14 protein-coding genes are annotated in these 18,575 nt (G+C 70.9%); 8 read left to right on the top strand and 6 right to left on the bottom strand.

From position 1 onward, the window contains the following. Nucleotides 1-52: 52 nt before the first annotated feature. A complete protein-coding gene (locus ACTWQF_RS27750; RefSeq protein WP_443282438.1) occupies nt 53-1,270 on the bottom strand; it encodes a cytochrome P450 in 1,218 nt (405 codons plus the stop codon). A 230-nt stretch (nt 1,271-1,500) separates the two neighbouring features. Between ACTWQF_RS27750 and ACTWQF_RS27755 the strand changes: the two genes are divergently transcribed. The 5 genes from ACTWQF_RS27755 (at nt 1,501) to ACTWQF_RS27775 (ending at nt 7,633) form a co-directional block, all read left to right on the top strand. Beyond that, nucleotides 1,501-2,265, top strand: a complete 765-nt coding sequence (locus ACTWQF_RS27755) for a thioesterase II family protein (protein WP_443282439.1) — start codon at nt 1,501-1,503, stop codon at nt 2,263-2,265. Continuing rightward, on the top strand, nt 2,262-3,008 hold the full coding sequence (locus tag ACTWQF_RS27760) for an SDR family NAD(P)-dependent oxidoreductase (protein WP_443282440.1): 747 nt from the start codon (nt 2,262-2,264) through the stop codon (nt 3,006-3,008). The genes ACTWQF_RS27755 and ACTWQF_RS27760 overlap by 4 nt, the downstream gene beginning before the upstream one ends. Nucleotides 3,009-3,169: 161 nt before the next feature. Next, nucleotides 3,170-4,405, top strand: coding sequence for a pyridoxal phosphate-dependent aminotransferase (locus ACTWQF_RS27765; RefSeq protein WP_443282441.1), 1,236 nt, complete (start codon nt 3,170-3,172; stop codon nt 4,403-4,405). Nucleotides 4,406-4,409: 4 nt separating this feature from the next. Beyond that, nucleotides 4,410-5,159 (top strand): tryptophan 2,3-dioxygenase family protein, encoded by a 750-nt coding sequence (locus tag ACTWQF_RS27770; protein WP_443282442.1) that lies wholly within the window; start codon nt 4,410-4,412, stop codon nt 5,157-5,159. Between the two features lie 230 nt (nt 5,160-5,389). After that, nucleotides 5,390-7,633, top strand: coding sequence for an MMPL family transporter (locus ACTWQF_RS27775; protein WP_443282443.1), 2,244 nt, complete (start codon nt 5,390-5,392; stop codon nt 7,631-7,633). A 121-nt stretch (nt 7,634-7,754) separates the two neighbouring features. On the opposite strand, the gene ACTWQF_RS27780 is transcribed toward ACTWQF_RS27775, so the two are convergent. Beyond that, on the bottom strand, nt 7,755-8,555 hold the full coding sequence (locus ACTWQF_RS27780) for a dimethylarginine dimethylaminohydrolase family protein (RefSeq protein ID WP_443282444.1): 801 nt from the start codon (nt 8,553-8,555) through the stop codon (nt 7,755-7,757). Between the two features lie 494 nt (nt 8,556-9,049). On the opposite strand from ACTWQF_RS27780, the gene ACTWQF_RS27785 reads away from it, so the two are divergent. From ACTWQF_RS27785 to ACTWQF_RS27795, 3 genes are all read left to right on the top strand, one after another. After that, on the top strand, nt 9,050-9,589 hold the full coding sequence (locus ACTWQF_RS27785; RefSeq protein WP_443282445.1) for a hypothetical protein: 540 nt from the start codon (nt 9,050-9,052) through the stop codon (nt 9,587-9,589). Nucleotides 9,590-9,655: 66 nt separating this feature from the next. Continuing rightward, nucleotides 9,656-10,495, top strand: coding sequence for a DUF4097 family beta strand repeat-containing protein (locus ACTWQF_RS27790; RefSeq protein ID WP_443282446.1), 840 nt, complete (start codon nt 9,656-9,658; stop codon nt 10,493-10,495). Nucleotides 10,496-11,009: 514 nt separating this feature from the next. After that, nucleotides 11,010-12,698, top strand: a complete 1,689-nt coding sequence (locus ACTWQF_RS27795; protein WP_443282447.1) for an MFS transporter — start codon at nt 11,010-11,012, stop codon at nt 12,696-12,698. A 13-nt stretch (nt 12,699-12,711) separates the two neighbouring features. Here the strand turns inward: ACTWQF_RS27795 and ACTWQF_RS27800 are convergent, their stop codons facing one another. The 4 genes from ACTWQF_RS27800 to ACTWQF_RS27815 form a co-directional block, all read right to left on the bottom strand. Beyond that, nucleotides 12,712-13,512 (bottom strand): DUF1266 domain-containing protein, encoded by an 801-nt coding sequence (locus ACTWQF_RS27800; protein WP_443282448.1) that lies wholly within the window; start codon nt 13,510-13,512, stop codon nt 12,712-12,714. 75 nt (nt 13,513-13,587) lie between these two features. Next, nucleotides 13,588-15,126, bottom strand: a complete 1,539-nt coding sequence (locus ACTWQF_RS27805) for an amino acid permease (protein ID WP_443282449.1) — start codon at nt 15,124-15,126, stop codon at nt 13,588-13,590. An 86-nt stretch (nt 15,127-15,212) separates the two neighbouring features. After that, nucleotides 15,213-16,589 carry a diaminopimelate decarboxylase gene (locus tag ACTWQF_RS27810; RefSeq protein ID WP_443282450.1) on the bottom strand — a complete coding sequence of 459 codons (1,377 nt, stop codon included), beginning with the start codon at nt 16,587-16,589 and terminating at the stop codon, nt 15,213-15,215. A 220-nt stretch (nt 16,590-16,809) separates the two neighbouring features. Continuing rightward, entirely contained in the window at nt 16,810-18,537 is a 1,728-nt protein-coding gene (locus ACTWQF_RS27815) for a PucR family transcriptional regulator (protein ID WP_443282451.1), read from the bottom strand. Nucleotides 18,538-18,575: the final 38 nt, after the last annotated feature.

Genomic DNA, 18,575 nt, shown 5'->3' on the forward strand with positions numbered 1-18,575 from the left:
AGCACGGGCCCCTCTCCCTGCGCGTGGGTGCGCGCATCCCTCAGCGCCTCGCTCAGCGCGGCGTGAACCGCATCGGCAGACTGCTGTAGCCGAAGAGGAAGTTGGAGTAGATCCGCACCGGCTCACCCGCCGGCTCCAGGTCACGCACGTGCGTCACCAGCGCCTCCAGCAGGCCGCGCAGCTCCGCCCGGCCCAGATAGGCGCCCACGCAGTAGTGCGGCCCGTGGCCGAAGGAGATGTGCCGGTTCGGATGCCGGGCGGGGTCGAAGGTGTGAGGCGCCTCGAAGACGGTCTCGTCGTTGTTGGCCGAGGTGTTCCACAGCGACACGATGTCGCCCGCGCGTATCCGCTTGCCGCCGAGCTCCAGATCGCGGGTGGCGGTGCGTGCGAAGTGCATGGCGGGCGTCGCCCAGCGCAGCACCTCCTCGACGGCGCTCGCCACCTTCACCTCGCCCGACTGGAGGGCCCGCCACCGCGCCTCGTTCCTGGCGAACGCCAGCACCGCGGTGATGGCAGACATCCGCGACGACTCGTCACCGCCCAGGATCAGGCTGTAGCAGTTGAGGGCCACCTCCTCCAGCGTCAGAGGACGGCCCTCCACCTCCGCGCCGGCGATCATGCTGATCACGTCGTCGCCGGGCTGCTCCAGCCGTTCCTGCGCGAGCCCCATGAAGTACAGGACGATCTCGTTGCGGGCGCTGACCGAGTCCAGCTCCTCGCCCTCGGGCTCCTCGGAGGAGAGGGCCAGCTTGTTCCACTCCAGCAACTCCTTGCGGTCGCCTTCGGGGATGGAGAGCAGGTCGCAGATGGTGTGCATCGGGATCTGCTCGGCCAGCTCGGTCGCGAAGTCGAACGGCCCCAGCTCGGTGACCGACCGTACGAGATGCGAGGTGCGCTCGGCGACACTCGTGGCCACGTCCCGCAGCACCCGCGGCGAGAAGGCCCGCAGCATCACGTTGCGCAGCTCCCGGTGCCGGGGGCGGTCGGTGACGGCGAGCATCTTGCCGCCCGCGGAGTCCTCGCCGTTCAGCAGGACGTCCAGGACGGTGCCGCGCCCCGAGCACAGCGACTCCGCGTCGTTGTAGGCGGCCTGCACGTCCGCGTGTCCGGCGACCACCCAGAACCCGGGCTGTCCCGGCGCGGGGGATTCGTGCCAGTAGACCGGCTCCTGCTCGCGGACCGTCCGCCAGAACGCGTACGGGTCGTGCCGCACGAATGTCGCGGGGTCGGTGAGATCGAGGGAGTGGATCTTTTCGACGGGCGGGCTCATCCGGGTCTCCTAGCCAACTCGGGGAATAGCGCAGCGAACGCACACCTCCCGCCAGGGGAGAGAAAGAGCGTCACACCCGGAGGGGCCCCGGCCACATGTCTCTTGCCGAGCTCTTTCAGAAGAACGGCCTTGTTGAACGAGACGCGAAAGATTGGCAAGCCCCGCGCAATTGCCGTGGGACGGTGAGGCCGTTGGGAAACCCGTGGGCTCGGAAACAATGGGGATCAGACATGGGCGGAAGTCGCCAACCCGGCTGGATACGGCCGTTGAACAATGTAGGGAACCCGGCATCGCGCGTGGTGTGCCTGCCGCATTCCGGCGGATCGGCGGGGAGTTACAGCGCCTGGGTGTCGGCGATGCCCCCGGACGTACAACTGCTGGCCGTGCAGTATCCGGGACGGGGCGACCGGCTCTCCCAGCCGCCCGTCGGCAGCATCGCCGAGATGAGCGCGGCCGTCGCCGCCGAGCTGCTCAGGTTCGAGCCCGTGCCCTACGCCCTGTTCGGGCACAGTCTCGGTGCCCTCGTCGCGTACGAGACAGCGCTGACGATGCGCGACAGCGGCTTTCCGCCCGGCCACCTGTTCGTCTCCGGTTCCGCGGCGCCGGGGCAGGAGCGCAGCGGGCTGACCCATCTGGCCGGGGACGAGGAGCTGTGGGCCTCCGTGTGCGAACTGGGCGGTATCGACCCGGCGATCGCCGAGAACGCCGAGATGCGCAAGCTGCTGCTGCCCGCGCTGCGCTCCGACGTACGGGCCAGCGAGACCTACCGGCCCGCATCGTCCGCCGAGCCGCTGCCGTGCCCGCTGCGCTGCTACTACAGCCCCGAGGACCCCCTCACCCGGAGCGCCGACATGACCGCTTGGGCGGCCAGGACCACGGCACGGTTCACCACCCGTCAGCGCCCTGGCGGCCACTTCCATCTGTGGCTGGACACCGACGAACTGGTGGGCGACATCCTCGGCGTCATGCCGCGACGCGAGACGCTGACCGCATGAGCGTCGAGGGGCTCTCCGTCCTCGTCACCGGCGCCGGCACCGGCATCGGACGGAGTATCGCGCTGTGCGCGGCCCGCGAGGGTGCCTTCGTCACCGCTGTGGGACGGCGCGCCGAACCGCTGCGGGAGGTCGCCGACAAGTCTCCGGGGACGATCGAGGCGGTGCCAGCGGATGTGACGGCGGACGGTGCACCGGAGCGGATCGTCGCCGCCGCGCTGGAGCGCTTCGGACGCCTGGACGCCGTCGTCAACAACGCCGGGCTGGCCCGCTTCGGACGGCTCGCCGACACCGGCCTCGACGAACTGGACGCGATGCTTGCCGTCAACGTCCGCGCCCCGGCAGCGCTGATCCGCGCCGCGCTTCCGCATCTGGAGCCGGCGCATGGCTCCGTCGTCAACGTCAGCTCTGTCGCCGGGACGCTCGCCATGCCGGGCCGTGCCTACTACGGGGCCGGCAAGGCGGCCCTCAACAGTCTGACCCGCTCTCTGGCCCGTGAACTCGCGCCCGCGGTACGGGTCAACGCCGTCCTGCCGGGCCCCGTGGACACCCCCCTGTGGCACGGCGCCGGAATGACCGAGGACGAACAGGAGTCGCTGCGCGCCGGACTGCTGGCGGACACCCCCATGGGCCGGTTCGGCGAAGGCGACGAGATCGCCGGATGGGTGTGCCGCCTGATCGATCCCGAGCAGTCCGGGTGGGTGACCGGAGCCCTGATCCCGGTCGACGGCGGCCGCACCGCATAACCGCGACAACCACCCCTGGCCGAGGCGCGACAACCACCCCTGGCCGAGCCGCGACAGCCGCTACAGCCACGACAAGACTCCCGAACAGACCGCCTACCAGACACGCGAGGTGGCACGTGACCGTGCAAACAACGGGGACCGAACAGCTGAGCCGTGCACCCATGGCCACGACGATCCCGTCGTCGTGCCTCCAGGACATCTACCGAGCGGCCGAGGCGAAGGAGCACGCCGACAGCACCTCGGAGACCCCCGGCAACGGGGTCGTCAAACTGCACGTCGGTGACCCCTACTTCGACCCTCCGGAGGAGGTCGCCGAAGCGTTCACCGACGCCGTGCGGCGGGGGGAGACCAAGTACTCGGGCGTGGAGGGACTGCCCGCGCTGCGCGAGGCCCTGGTCGAGAAGCTGCACACCGACAACGGCCTGGACACCGAGGTCTCCCGGGTGCTCGTCTCGCCCGGCTCCTGCCAGGGCCTGGCCGCGCTGCTCCAGTCGCTGGCCGCGCCCGGTGCCGAGATACTGCTGCCCGAGCTGCACTGGCCGGTCCATCTCCAGCAGAGCCTGCTGGCCGGACTGCGCCCGGTCTTCTACCCGCTGGGCCCCGACTTCCTGCCCGACCCGGAGGCGCTGGCCGCCGCGGCGGGCCCGCGCACCCGGATCCTGCTGCTCAACTCGCCCGCCAACCCCACCGGCGCGGTGATGGACGCGGCTCTCACCCGGACCCTGCTCGACCTGGCACGCGCCAACGGCTGGCAGGTCATCAGCGACGAGGCCTACGAGCACTACGTCTTCGACGGCGAGCACCTGTCGGTCGCGTCGCTGGAGCGGAACGTCCCGGTTGCCGAGCGCATCGTGCACAGCACCTTCAGCTTCTCCAAGAGCGTCGCCATGACCGGCTACCGGCTCGGCTACGTCGCGGCTGCCACCGAGGAGGCCGCCGACGCGCTCAAGGTCGTCCAGGAGGCCAGCATCATCGGGACCTCCACCCCGGCCCAGTACGCGGGCATCGCCGCGATCCGGTCCCGGGCCGGCATCGCCGAGCTCAACCGCAAGCGGGTGCGCGCCAACCGGGACGCGGTGCTGCCCCAGCTCGTCGAGGAGGGGCTGCTGAGCCGGCTGCCGGCCGGGGGCTGGTACGCGCTGGCCGACATCGGCCGCACCGGCATGGACGCGGAGACCTTCGCCACCCGGCTGCTGGACGCGACGGGGGTGGCGGTGGTGGCGGGCAACGGATTCGCCTGGCACCCCAGGCTGGACGGTACGGGCAGCATCGAGTCGTCCCGCTACGCGCCGTGGGCGCGGCATCTGATCCGTATCGCGTTCTGTGTGGAGCCGGAGGCCCTCGACCGGGGCGTCCGGCTCTTTCTCGACTTCGTCCGCGACCACGCAGTGGAGTGACCCCATGACCACGCTGACCTACCGGGACTACCTGCGCATCGACAACCTGCTCTCGATCCAGGTTCCGCGCACTCCCGACACGGCGCGCACGGAAGTCGTTCTGGCCGAGCACTTCTTCATCGTCGCGCATCAGACCTGCGAGCTGTGGCTCAAGCAGATCATCGCCGATCTCGGCGCCGCCGCCGAGGCGCTGGCCCCCGAACCGGCGCCGGGCGAAGGGGGCTTGGAGACCGGGGACGCCGAACTGAGCGCCGAGTTCCTGGAGCGCGCCAGCGACCTGCTGTTCGTGCTGCACGCGCAGCTCGTCGCCCTGGAAAAGCTGCCGCTACGGCTGTTCGCGGAGTTCCGCCCCTACCTGGACACCGCGAGCGGCGCCGAGTCGGCGCAGTTCAAGGCCCTCAGCCGGCTGCTGGGGGACGACATCGACCCCGGGCGGCTGTACGAGGCGTTCCGTACGGCGGCCGAGAGCGCGGGCACCTCCATGGCCGAGGTGTGCCGCCTCGGGTCGCGCGCCGGTGTCTTCCACCGGATCGCGGAGCTGCTGCTGGACATCGGCAACGGCTACTGGCGATGGAAGGTCGCACATCTCGGTCTCATGTCGCGGTCGCTCGGCCAGCAGGCCGGTACCGGCGGTTCGAGTGGCGCCACTTATCTGGCCGGACGGCTCACCATGCCCTTCGGTGAGCTGCGTCGGCTCCGCGGCGAGGTGCACGACGAGTTCGCCGCCAACTTCCAGGCGCAGAACGCGGCTTGACACTGGCGCATACACAGGTCGGGCCGGGGCGCGAGCGCCCCGGCCCGACCGCTTTCTTTCAGCGCCCTGTCCCCTCCCCAGACCGGATTCCGGCTGCGGCACCAACGATGACCAGGCAAAACCGCTGTAGCGGTTTGGTAGTGGCACCATCATGGTGCCAACAAGGGCCATCCCGCGCTACATTGGCGTCATCGTCCCTGCCCGACCGAGCCGACAGGAGTGCCCTAACCGTGGCTACCCTCCTCTACAAACTGGGCCGACTGGCCTTCCGCCGACGGGGGTTGATGACGCTCCTGTGGGTGCTGATCCTCGGCGGCGTCGGATTCGCCGCCTCCAGCGCACCGACTCCACCCGTCGACACTTTCTCGATGCCGGGAACCGAGTCCCAGCGGGCCTTCGACGTGCTGGAGAAGAAGTTCCCCGACGCCCAGGCCGAGGGAGCCACCGCACGGGTCGTCCTGCGTGCTCCCGAAGGGAAGAAGATCACCCAAGGCGCACAGCGTGAGACGGTCGACGGACTCGTCAAGGACCTCTCCGACGCGCCGCAGGTCGTCGGCGTCTCCAACCCGTTCCAGGCGCACGCCGTCAGCAAGGACCGGACCACCGCGTACGCGGTCGCGACCTACAAGGTGCCCGGCACCAAGGTGTCCGACAAGGCGCACGAGGCGCTCACCGAAGCGACCGAACGTGCCCGCGACAGCGGTCTGACGGTCGAGACGGGCGGTGACGCGGTGGAGATCGAGTCCACCATGGGCGGCGCCGCCGAAGGCGTCGGCATCCTCGTCTCCGCGCTCGTCCTCTTCCTCACCTTCGGCTCGCTGATCGCCGCGGGTATGCCGCTGCTGACCGCCGTGATCGGCGTCGGGATCGGTATTTCCGGAATCACCGCGCTGGGCAGCACCCTCGGACTGTCCTCGACCACCACGACGCTGGCCATGATGATCGGCCTGGCCGTCGGAATCGACTACGCGCTCTTCATCGTCTCCCGCTACCGGGCGGAGGTCATGGAGGGCCGCGAGCGCCAGGACGCGGCAGGGCGCGCCGTCGGCACGGCGGGATCCGCCGTGGTCTTCGCCGGCCTCACCGTCATCGTCGCGCTCGCCGGGCTGTCGGTCGTCAACATCCCGCTGCTCACCAAGATGGGCCTCACGGCCGCGGGCACCGTCGCGATCGCCGTCCTCATCGCCGTCACGCTTGTGCCCGCCCTCCTCGGCTTCGCCCCCGTCAGGGTGCTGCGCCGAAGGGACCGCAAGCAGTTCTCCGGCAAGCCGCTCTCGGCCCGCCAGCAGCGCAAGGCGGCGAAGCTGGCCGCCAAGCAGAAGCCCAACGCCGGTGCCCGCTGGGCCGGTTACGTGCTGCGCCACCCCGTGGCCGTACTGCTTGTGGGCATCGTGGGGCTCGGCACGGTCGCCGTACCGGCGGCAAGCCTCCAGCTCGGCCTCCCCGGCGAGGGCACCATGGCGCCGGACACCACTCAGCGCAAGGCGTACGACATGCTCTCGGACTCCTTCGGGCCCGGTTTCAACGGGCCGCTGATGGTGACCGTCGAGCACGCCGACGCCAAGGCGGCTGCCGGAAAGGTACGCACTCAGTTCGCCGGCGAGAAGGGCGTCGAGTCCGTCAGCCCGGCCACCGCCAACAAGGGCGGCGACACCGCCATCCTCAACGTCATCCCATCCACCGGGCCCACCTCCGACAAGACCGAGGAACTGGTCAGAGCGCTGCGTGGCGACGCGGACAGGCTCCAGGCCGAAACCGACGCCGAGATCCTGGTGACCGGCCAGACAGCGCTGTTCATCGACTACTCCAAGACGCTCGACGACGCGCTGCTGCCCTACCTCGGACTCGTCGTCGGACTGGCGTTCCTGCTGCTGATGCTGGTCTTCCGCTCGGTGCTCGTTCCGCTCAAGGCGGCGCTCGGCTTCCTGCTGTCGGTGACGGCCGCGCTCGGTGCCGTCGTCGCGGTCTTCCAATGGGGCTGGCTCGCCGATCTGTTCGGCGTCGACCAGCCCGGACCGATCATGAGCAATATGCCGATCTTCATGATCGGCGTGGTCTTCGGTCTGGCCATGGACTACGAGGTGTTCCTCGTGACCCGGATGCGTGAGGCATACGTGCAGGGGGCGGCCACCGACGAGGCGGTCGTGACGGGCTTCCGGCACGGAGGCCGGGTCGTCGCCGCGGCGGCGCTGATCATGACCAGCGTCTTCTCCGGCTTCATCATGGAGCAGGACGACATGATCAAGCTGATCGGCTTCAGCCTGGCCGTCGCCGTTCTCTTCGACGCGTTCGTCGTCCGCATGGCGATCGTCCCGGCGCTCTTCGCCCTGCTGGGCAAGTCCGCCTGGTGGCTGCCCAAGTGGCTGGGTGTGCTGCTGCCCAACATGGACGTCGAGGGCGAGAAACTGCACGCCCCCGCTCCCGAGGCGACGGTCCCGCCCCGGCAACGGGAACGCGCATCGCAGCCCCGCTGACCCGGCACCGACAAGGCCCTCACGACCCGGAGGTCGTGAGGGCCTTGGTGCAGCGGCGTCCGGTGCGGGCCCTCATCCGGGGCGACCGGGCCGCTCGCTCACCCTGGGACGGCGGGCGGCCTCAGCGGGGGGCCGTGTTGTCGAGGGTGAGGGCGGTGCACCGTACGCCGCCGCCGCCTTTGCGGAGTTCGGTGGTGTCCAGCTCCACCACGGCCAGGCCGCGCTCGCGCAGGGTCGCCGCCAGCCGGGGGGCGCCCTGGGTCATCGTCACCGTCCTGCCGTCGCTGACGAGGTTGAGCGCGAACGCGCGGGCGTCGGCGGCGTCGACCTCGATGAGCTCCAGGCCCAGCTCGTGCAGTCGGCTCCGGCTCCCGGCCTCCAGTGCCTCGGGGTGGTAGGCGAGGGTGCGCTCGTCGATGACGGCGACGGCCAGGTCCAGGTCGTACCACTCCTCCCCGGCGGTCCGCAGGAGGACCGGCTCGTGGCCGAACAGTTCGGCGAGGAAGCCATGCATCCGCTCGTCCGTGCGCTGCCCGTACCCGGCCAGCAGAAAGCGGCCGCAAGCCAGCGCATCGCCCTGACCGCTGAACGCGTACGGCGCGTCGAAGACCTCGAACTCGTTCTCCTTGAGCCACGAGCGGAAGTACCGGATCTCCTCCAGCCGCGCGGCCGGCGGATCGCCCAGAACCGCGCGCCCGTCGCAGACGAACGCCCCGTTGGCCGTGTAGACCATGTCCGGGCACTCGGGGGCCGACTCCATGGCCCGTACGGTGCGTCCGGCCGCCCGGTGCGCCGCGGCTATCGCCTCGTGTTCGGCGACGGCGGCCTCGGTATCGGGCTGACAACTGCGGTCCATGTAGGGGTTGATCTCGTAGCTGATCCGGAAATGCACGGCGTCGGACATCAGCAGATCGCGGTTCATAGGGAGTCTCCAGAAGTCGAGAAGCGGACCGTGATGCGGGACAACGACAGCGGGAGACGTCAGCGAATGTGCGGCGAACTGAACTTGCGTGTCTTGCGTGTGCAGAAAGGCGTGCGGGAAACGAATTCCGGGCCGCCGAGAACCCCGCCGGTCAGTTGTGTACAAACTGCACGATGGCAGAGCACGGGCCCGGCGCTGAGCAGCCGCAAAAGAAAGCTGCCAGCTTTCGCGGCGGGCGGCGTGCGCATTCCTCGGTGTCGTATGGAGTCGTTGCGCCACAACGGCGGCACCATGGCGCACAGCGGCTTCGGGCGACAGTCGGCAGCCGACCGGCCCGGTGCGGAGGGTGGCCGGAACAGGGCCTTCCGTGGGGCGGGGACGACGAGCGCAACCGCGTTCCCGTACGGCGTTGACCAGCGGTTTTCCTTCCGGAGGGCAGGGCGCTGGCAGGCGGTGGACCGAGTGTCGGGATTCGGTTGTGCCATAATGCAGCCATGGAAATGCGGCCGTATGTAGACGAACTCTGCCACGAGTTCTTGGCTGCCGCCGCCGGTGGTGGGGAGGAGGCCCGGGCGCTCGCTGAGCGGCTCGTCGGGCCGCTCGAGTCGGCCACCCGGCTCACTCTGCTGAAGGCGCTCTCGGCGGCTGCCGACGAGATCACCCGTGACCTCGCGCCCGGCTCCGTCGACGTACGGCTGCGCGGGCTCGACCCCGACTTCGTCGTCACCCCGCCTCCCGCCGACGAGTCGTACGGCGACGAGGGCGACGGCGGCTACGAACTCGTGGCGGACAGCGCCCCGGTTCCGCGCCCCGCCGAGACCGCGGGCGGCGAAGCCGGCGGCGGCACCGCGCGCATCAACTTCCGCCCCCCGGAGCACCTCAAGGTCCTCATCGACGAGGCCGCAGGCAAGCAGGGGCTCTCGGTCAACGCCTGGCTCGTCCGTGCCTGCAACGCCGTGCTGGCGTCCGAGAGCCGTCGCACCGAAAGGCGCGCCCCCCGAGGGGAGCAGCGCTACTCCGGCTGGGTCCGCTGACCCGACAAGGACACTCACAGCGCCGCGCGTGCGGATGCGCTGTGCCCCCCTCAGGAGAGTAGGGCCATGCCCGCGTACGACACCCCTGAACCGATCTCCGTCACGCTCGAACTGCCCGTCGGTGATGTACGGATCATCGCGAGCGACCGTACCGACACCGTCGTCACGGTGGTGCCGAGCGACCCGGACAGGGACTCCGACGTGAAGGCGGCCGAGCGGGTGCGCGTCGACTACTCGGGTGGCAGACTGCTGATCAAGGGAGCCAAGCAGTACCGGCCGTTCGGCGACAGCGGGTCGAGCGATGTGCGCGTCGAACTCCCCGCCGGCTCGCAGTTGCGCGGCGCCGTGACCGCGGCCGCGCTGCGCTGCGAAGGGCGGCTCGGCACCTGCCGGTTCAAGTCGGGCCTTGGCGACATCGAGTTGGAGGAGACCGACGCGCTGGATCTGGACGCCCGCAGCGGCAATGTCACCGTGGGCCGGGTCAACGGGCACGCGGAGGTCGTCCTGGTCAGTGGCAGGACAAGGCTGGCCGAGGTCGACGGCTCATCGGTGATCAAGAACACCAACGGGGACATCCGGATCGGTCTCGCTCGCGGCGACGCCTGGCTGACCTCCGCCAACGGCGCCATCTCTGTCGACCGGGCGCTCGGCTCCGTGGCCGCCAAGGCCGCCAACGGCACCATCAGGGTGGGCGAGGTCGTGCGCGGCTCCATCAGCGTCGAGACCGGCGTCGGCGAGCTGGAGGTCGGCATCCGCGAGGGCACCGCCGCACGGCTCGACCTGCGTACCCGGCGTGGCTCCGTCCGCAACTCCCTCCCCTCGGCCGAGGGTCCGCAGTCCGCCGACGAGACCGCCGAGGTACGCGCACGTACCTCGATGGGGGACATCGTGATCCGCCGGGCCTGAGGCGGATCTGCCGGGCCTGAGAGCGATCTGCCGGGCCTGAGGGTGATCTGCCGGGCCTGAGGCTGGTGGGACAGGACTGCCGACTGTGGTCGAGCACTGGCGCCATCGAGCGCGCCGTCCTGACGCGGAGTCCCTTCCCGGCGCCACTTCATGACGTGCTGACCGCTTCCGGCTCGGCCTTCTTTCCTCTTGGCACCACCTTTGAGCAGGGCTTTTCGTGTCGCCTGACAGGTATGGCTTCACGTGGAGCCATAATTGTGCCATGATGGCGCCGTACCGATGAGCTGCGACCCTGCGGGTGATCGCCCCCCGTCGTTCACCCGTGGGGTCGCGCGCGGCTCGGCTGTGAGGCCGGCTGCGCGACGGCCCCGGGAACCTCCTTGCCGGACGGTGCCCGGGGCCGCTTTTCCGGCCTGCGGCGCCCGTCCTTCGCCACCGGGCGCCGTCCGCCGCCGCCCCGCGCCTGAGACGTCCCCTGGCTCCCGGCCGCACCGTTGACCCAAGGAGTTCGGTCATGAGTGACCCGGCGCTCACGCACGCGGATCAGCCGCCGACCGCGAGCGAAGGCGCCGGAACAGCAAGGGTGCCGCTCGGCGCCTGGCTCAGCCTGATCGCCGTGACACTCGGAATCACGGCGGTGCAGATCGACGGCACGGCCGTCGCCGCGGCGAACGCCGCGATCGCCACCGACCTGGCGGCCACCCCCCGGCAGATCTACTGGGTGACCACCGGATATCTGCTGGCGCTGTCGGCCCTGCTTGTTCCGGCCGGCACGGTGGCCGACAGGATCGGCCGCAAGAAGGCGTTCCTCATCGGGGCCTTCGGACTCTCTCTCGCCTCGCTGCTGTGCGGCATGTCCGGCTCGGTCGAGATGCTGATCGGTGCCCGTATCGCGCAGGCGGTCTTCGCCTCGCTGCTGGGTGCCGCCGGGCTGGCCGTACTCAAGGAGACCTTCCCACCGCGCCGACTCCCCGCCGCGCTCGGCATCTTCGGCGCCGTCACCGCCGTCGCCATGGCAGGCGGCCCGCTGATCGGCGGTGTGCTCGTGGAGTACGCGAGCTGGCCCTGGGTCTTCTATCTCAACCTGCCGCTCGGCATCCTCGGCGCGCTGCTCGGCGGCACAGCCGTCAAGCAGTCCGCGCGGCAGCGCTCCGGCCCCCTCGATCTCCCCGGCGCGCTCACGCTCACCGCGGCGATGGTCAGCACGGTCTGGGGCATCACCGGTGCGCAGGACGGAGGCTGGAGCTCCGGCAGGACGCTCGGATCCGTCTCGCTCGGCGTCGTGCTGCTCGCCGTCTTCGTCCTGATCGAGGCCAGGACCGAGCGCCCCATGGTCGCCCGGGGCCTGTCGAAGGACCGGTCCGTCCCGGTCGGTCTGCTGCTGACGATCGTGACGACGTTCGTCTTCTTCGCGATCATCTTCCATCTGATGTCCTACTTCCAAAGTGTCCAGGGGAAGAGCGCCGTCACCGCGGCGGTCGGGCTGCTGCCGCTGACCGCTGCCGTCGCCCTCGCCTCGCCGCTCGCCGGCTGGGTCATGGAACAGCTCGGCCTGAAGGGCACGTTGATCCTGGGCCCGGTGCTGTTCCTCGGTGCCCTGGTTCTCTTCCTGCGGATCGACGCGGACACCTGCGGGTGGCAGCTGGTCACGCCCCTGGTGCTCACCGGGCTCGGCGCGGGCTTCCTGCTGGTGGCCGCCACCCGGACGATCGTCGGCAACGCCCCGGTGGCGCGGGCCGGTGCCGTCTCCGGCATACAGCAGTCCATGCAGCAGCTGGGCGGCACGCTTGGCGTCGCACTCGTCGGCAGCCTGCTCGGCTCGTCGGTGAACGCGAACTTTCCCGCCGCGCTCCGCGACGAGCTCGACGGTCAGGGCCGCTCCGCCGCCGCGCTCGCAGGCAACGACAGCGTCCGCGAGTCCGTCGCCCTCGGCTTCCCGCCCTCGGCCAGGGACACCGTCGAGGAGCAACTCTCCACCACCGCACGGCAGAAGGGCGAGGCCATGAGCACCGACCGGCTCGACCACCTGGCCGACACGGTGACCCGGGTGGCGCACCACACCTTCATCGACGGCATGCACCTGGTGTTCACCGTCTCAGCAGTGACCGCGGTCCTCGCGGGCCTGCTCGCCCTGCTGGTCCGCGACACCGAGCCGCAGTGTGAGCAGCCGGCCGCGACGCCGGAAGCCGGCCTGGGCATCTGAACCTCCCCGCCGGTCAGTCGCGCAACGGCACCGTCATCCACGGGCTGCCCCGGTGGGTGGTCAGCAGCCGGTGGGAGTCGCGGACCTCGCGGTACCAGGGGCCGAAGCTGTCCTCGTCGAAGTGGAGGCAGCGGCCGAGGACGTAACCGAGGGAGAAGTCGGGCCAGGTGTCGTATTCCTCCGCCGCTGCGGTGCCGATGGCGTGGAGTGCCTGGCGGGCCTCGTCGGGGTGGGCGAAGCCGGCGTCGACGCCCCAGCAGGCCATGTTGGCGGCGCGGCCCAGGTCCCAGGCGAGGGTGCGGCGTACATGGGCGTCCGGGGCGAGCAGGCCGTCCTCGCGGAAGCGGGCCTCGTAGCGGGGGACGCGGGTGATGATCTGGCCCACGGCGGTGGCCGTGCCGCGAAGTTCGGGGTGGTGAGGGCCGAGGCTGTCCACGAGCCGGCGACCGACGGCGTCGTTCCATGTCTGCTCGGAGACGGGAGCGCCCTCCTGCCGTACGAGGAGGGCGGCCCGGGCTCCCATGGCCATGTCCCACAGCGGGGTGGAGATCTGGCCGTCGAGGAGCTCCTGCACCATCTCGTGCCACTGTTCGGCGCTGGTGACGCCCCACATCGACCTGAGCCGGGTACGCTCCCACTTGGGAGCGGGGTGGGGATCGGCGACGGTGTTCCAGCGGTCGCCGTTGGCGTACTTCAGATGCGCCCCGCAGGCGAGCCCCCGCAGCACCGCCGGGTCCGTCTCGCCGTTGCGGGCCGACCGCAGCCGGTTGCCCACCCAGGGGAAGATCGGCGACTTGCGGAGAAAAGCGAACACACCCAGCCCCCGTGCGGAACGGACCCTTGCTTCCACGAACAGGCGGGACCCTATCCGGGCGGCTCGTACGTGCGTTCAGCTCCCCGCGGGATGGTCCGCTCCGCGTGCTTCCTCCCGTTCGCGTGCTGCCGCCAGCGCCGTCACCCGGTGCCGTACGGCGTACCAGCCCGCCCACAGCGCGGCTGCGATCAGCGGCAGGCACGCCACCGTCCAGGTGCCGATGTCCCCGTCGGAGGCCATCAGCACCACGACGAGCAGCAGGAAGGCGAGCGTCAGATACGAGGTGAACGGCGAGCCCGGAAGGTGGAAGCCGTCGTCCGGGGTCCGGCCCTGCCGCACCCGGCGGCGCAGTGCGAGCTGGCACAGCACGATCATCGCCCAGGTGCCGATCATCGTGACGGCGGAAAAGTTCAGCACGATGGAGAAGGCACGCTCGGGGACGACGTAGTTGAGGGCGATGCCGAGCAGATAGCAGGACGCGGTGAGCAGAATGCCGCCGAAGGGAACGTGACGGCGGTTCATTTTCGTCGTGAAGTGTGGCGCCGATCCGGCAAGCCCCATGGAGCGCAGGGTGCGGCCTGTGGAGTACAGCCCTGAGTTGCAGCTGGAGAGCGCTGCGGTCAGCACCACGAAGTTCATGATCTGGTCGGCACCGGGGATGCCGATGCGGCTCATCAGCGTCACGAACGGCGACTCGTCGCCGCTGTAGGCGCTCCAGGGCAGCAACAGGACGAGCAGCAGCACGGAGCCCACATAGAAGACGACGATGCGCCAGGAGACCGAGTTGATGGCCTTGGGGATGACCGTGCGGGGGTTCTTCGTCTCGCCTGCCGTGATGCCGACCATCTCGATCGCCGCGTAGGAGAAAACCACGCCCTGTACGACCACCAGGGCCGCCACAAAGCCGTGCGGCAGCATCCCGCCGTGGTCGGTGATCAGTTGCGGCCCACCAGCCTGGCCCCGCACCGGGTGGCGGCTCGCCAGCAGCCAGCAGCCGACGGCGAGGAACGCGATGATCGCGGCGACCTTGATGAGCGCGAACCAGAACTCGAACTCGCCGAACCAGCGCACCGAAATCAGATTCGCACTCAGCACCACCAGCAGGGCGAGCAGGGCCAGCGTCCACTGCGGGACGGCGCGCAGGGCGCTCCAGTAGTGCAGATAGACGGCCACCGCGGTGATCTCCGCGATGCCGCTGCAGATCCAGTGCAGGAAGTACACCCAGCCCGCGACGAAGGCGGCCTTCTCGCCGCCCAGCAGCTCCCGCGAGTAGGAGACGAACGAGCCGGACGTCGGCCGGTGCATCACCAACTGGCCCATGGCGCGGGCGATGAAGAAGGCGAACAGGCCGGTGACCGCGAAGACCACGACCAGGGACGGCCCTGCGGAGTGCAGCCGCTCACCCGCGCCGAGGAACAGGCCGGTGCCGATCGCGCCGCCCACGGCGATCATCTGTACCTGTCTGTTGCGCAGACCCGACGCATAGCCGTCCTCGGGCACCAGCGGCCCCCCGGTACGTGCGGGGGTGGGTTCGGGGCGTACCGGGGACTCGGCGGTCGCCCCGTCCCCGCGGGTGTCCGCTCGGTCCCCGCGGGTGTCGGCTCCGTGCGCCATGGGTTCGTCTTCTCCGTGGATCGGGGCACACCGAAGCCCCGGTACGCCGAACGGCGCACTGGGGTGTGGGTGTGCTGGTGGACAGGTCAGGAGGAGTGTGTGTCCCCGGCGGTCAGCGCGCCGCTCTGTGCGGCGCCACTGTCCGCCAGTACCTCCTCGATCCGCTGCGCCGGCCGTACCAGCGAGAAGCGGATACGGCCGTCAGGGGCGCGCCGGAAACCGTGTACGGCGGGCCTGGGCAGGCTGTTGTACTGGAAGGGCGTGGAGAAGTAGTAGGCGCCCGTGTCCCACAGGGCCACCACATCGCCGGGCGCCAGTTCGGGCAGTGACCTCTCACGCGCCATCAGGTCCCCGGCGAAGCAGCAAGGGCCCGCCACGTCCTGCACCACTTCCGGTGCGCCCTTGGGCGCGCCATGGGCGTCGAAGGCGCCCACCCGCAGTGGCCATGATTCGGGCGCGAACGCCGTACGGGTCGCCACCTGAGCGCCCGCGTGGGTGACGGCGATCCGCCGGCCGCCGGCGGTCTTGGTGTACTCCACCAGGGCTGCGATGAAGCCCTGTTTGGCCAGCAGCGACCGGCCGAACTCGGTGACGACGGTGTACCGCCCGTCGAACAGCCCCGGCACGGTACGGCGCAGCAGCCGGGCGTACGTGTCGAAGGACGGCTCGGTCTCGTCACCGGCGAAGTTCACCGGAAGGCCGCCACCGATGTCGAGGGTGTCGATCTGCTGTCTGCCCGCCTCGCGGTTGATCCGCTCGGCCAGCTCGAAGACGACGCGTACCGACTCGGCCATCAGCTCCAGCGGTACGCCCTGCGAGCCGGTGTGGGTGTGCAGCCGGGTCAGCCAGGGGCGGGCCAGACAACTGTCGACGACCCACTGTTCGACGCCCTCGTCGCGCAGCGCCACCCCGAACTTCGAGGTGGCCGTCGCGGTGCTCATCGCGCCGATGGAGCCGGTGCCCACCTGGGGGTTGATCCGCAGGCCGACCGGTGCGCCGGGGCCCTGTCCGTCGGCGGCGCGCTCGGCGACCAGCGCGTCGATGCGGGCCAGCTCCTGCGCGTTGTCGGCGTTGACCGCGACGCCGGTCTCCAGCGCGTCGCGCAGCTCGCCCACGGTCTTGGCGGGGGAGTCGAAAACCGTCCGTGCGGCCGGGACGCCCGCCGCGCGGGCGAGCGCCAGCTCACCGGCGCTCGCCACCTCGCAGCCGATCCCCTCGGCGGCCAGCAGCTCCAGTACGGGCACCAGCGCGCCCGCCTTGACGGCGAAGGTGTGCAGCACGGGGGAGGGGCCGGCGAACGCGGCGTGCAGCTGCCGGGCGCTCTCCCGGATGTCCTGCACGTCCAGCAGGGCGACGACCGGAGCCTCCGGGCCGAGCAGCCCCTCGCGGACTGCTGCGACGATCGCGTCCTGTCTGCGTGCCACAGCGTCCGGCTGTCTGCGTGCCACAGCGTCCAGCTCCACGTGCGGCTCCCTTCTCGTGCGGCGGTCCAGCGGAACGGGACCTGTAGAACCCGTCCACTCTGCGCTGTGGGCGCGTGCCCTGTCTGCGGTGGAAGGGCCGAAGCTGCGGCCGATGGGATGGGGTCCGGCACAACAGGCCGGTGGTGTGCGGGGCGGCGTTGTCCTGTTGCACCACACCGCAGGCGGGACAGTGGTGCAACAGGACAACGCTTTTAGGCGGTCACCCGGACGACCGGCCGGGACGTGGTCCTGTCGGGTAGGCGCCCGCGGCCCGCAGCCCCAGCTCCGCCAGCAGGCGCACGTCCGGGTCGTCGAGGTCGAGCCCGAAATGGCTGCGCAGTCTGCGCAGCCGGTAGCGAAGGGTGTTGGGGTGGATGCCGAGCTGCCGTGCGGTGCCTGCCACGTCCCCGAACCTGCTGAGGTAGGCGGCCAGTGTCTGCGCCAGATCGGTGCGGTGCTGCTCATCGTGGGCCAGCAGCTCCCGCACCGGGCCGTTCACCTGTGGCGTCAGCCCGGCCACCGCCCGTACCGCACGCAGCGCGTCCAGTGCCGCTCGTACGTCCGTCTCGTCGGCGACCTCCGGCGGGCCCGGCACGCTGTCGTCCTGGCTGCCGCCGTACGGCGCAGCCGGCGACCGCTCCCGCAGTACCTGGAGGACGAGTTGGGCGGCGGAACGCGACTCGGGTGCCTGGGCCGGGCCGGGGCCTGGGGTGCCTATCGCAACGAGCGGGCGGGCGCCCGCGTCGCGCACCGCGGCGGCGAGCTGGGACGCCAGTCGGCGGGCGCGTCCGGCGGTCTCCGGGCGCTCTTCTTCCGGCAGGGGCAGCAGCACGTCCAGCCGGTCGTCGACGCGTAGGGCGTACCCGGCCGGCTGGTGGGCGGTCACCTGGAGCGCGGCCAGCCGCAGTGCCCTGTCGTGCGCCGCCGCAGCGGTATCCCCGCCGGTGGTGACGGACAGCACGACGCAGGGCGTTCCTGGGGTGAGTCCGAGCGTCGCGGCGGCGGCGCGCGTTTCCCCGGTGCCGTCCAGCAGCGCCTGCACCGCCCGTCTGCGGCGGGCCGTGCCGTTCTGGGTGCGCAGCCGGTGGTGCAGCAGATGCGGGGCCGCCGTACGGGCCGCCTCCCGCAGCGCCTGCCGGGCTTCCGTCCGCAGCGGGCTGCCGTCGGCGGCCGCCCAGATCGAGCCGAGCACCTCGTCGCCCGCGCGCACCGCGATCGCCAGCCGCTCGGAGAACCGTTCCTCGGCGGGACGGTGCACCACGTCGTCCGTCGACCACAGAGTGCGCAGAAACCCGCTGGCGGCCAGCTCGGCCAGCCGCCACCTGGGCACCTGCTGGCCGAGGATCGTCTGTCTGCGCAGCGGGTCGGCGCCGTGCTCGGTCGGCGAGAAGGCCAGCACCCGCGAGTCGGGGTCCTCGATCGTGATGGCCCCGCCGACCAGTTCGGAGAAGGCACGCGCCAGTGCGGACAGGTCGCCGAGCGGTACGTCGGTGGGCGACTCCCCGCCCAGTGGGCCGCCGCCGTGGGCGAGCCCCGTACGCAGCATGCCGATCAGCTCGGTCCACTCGATCCACGGCGCCCTGGTCAGCAGCGCCGTGGACGTCTCCTCGGCGACCTCCAGCAGCCGCCGGGCCGGCCCGCTCGCCCCGCGCCGCACGACGACGGCCACGGCGCCCGCCCGCGCCGCGGACCGCAGCACCAGCGGGGCGACGTCGGAGGAGTCGTCCACCCCGGCCGCGAGCAGCACCTGCCCGTGCGCTGTGAAGATCTCCCCGGCGTCGAACACTCCCACCCCGCGCACCGGGACGCCGGTGCCGCGAGGCGCTGTCACCAGCTCCAGCGCCTCGCCCGCACCGGTGGCCAGCAGGCTTGCCAGGGTGGGCGGCGCCGGGTGCGGCTCATGCGGCGTTGATACATGCGGGGCGTGCGAAGGAGTGGAGCCAGGCATGGCTCAAGTGTGGCCCAGCTGCCGCGTACGGTGCGGCG

This window comes from Streptomyces sp. 8N114, from assembly GCF_052245835.1.
In the GTDB taxonomy this organism is placed as follows: Bacteria; Actinomycetota; Actinomycetes; order Streptomycetales; family Streptomycetaceae; genus Streptomyces.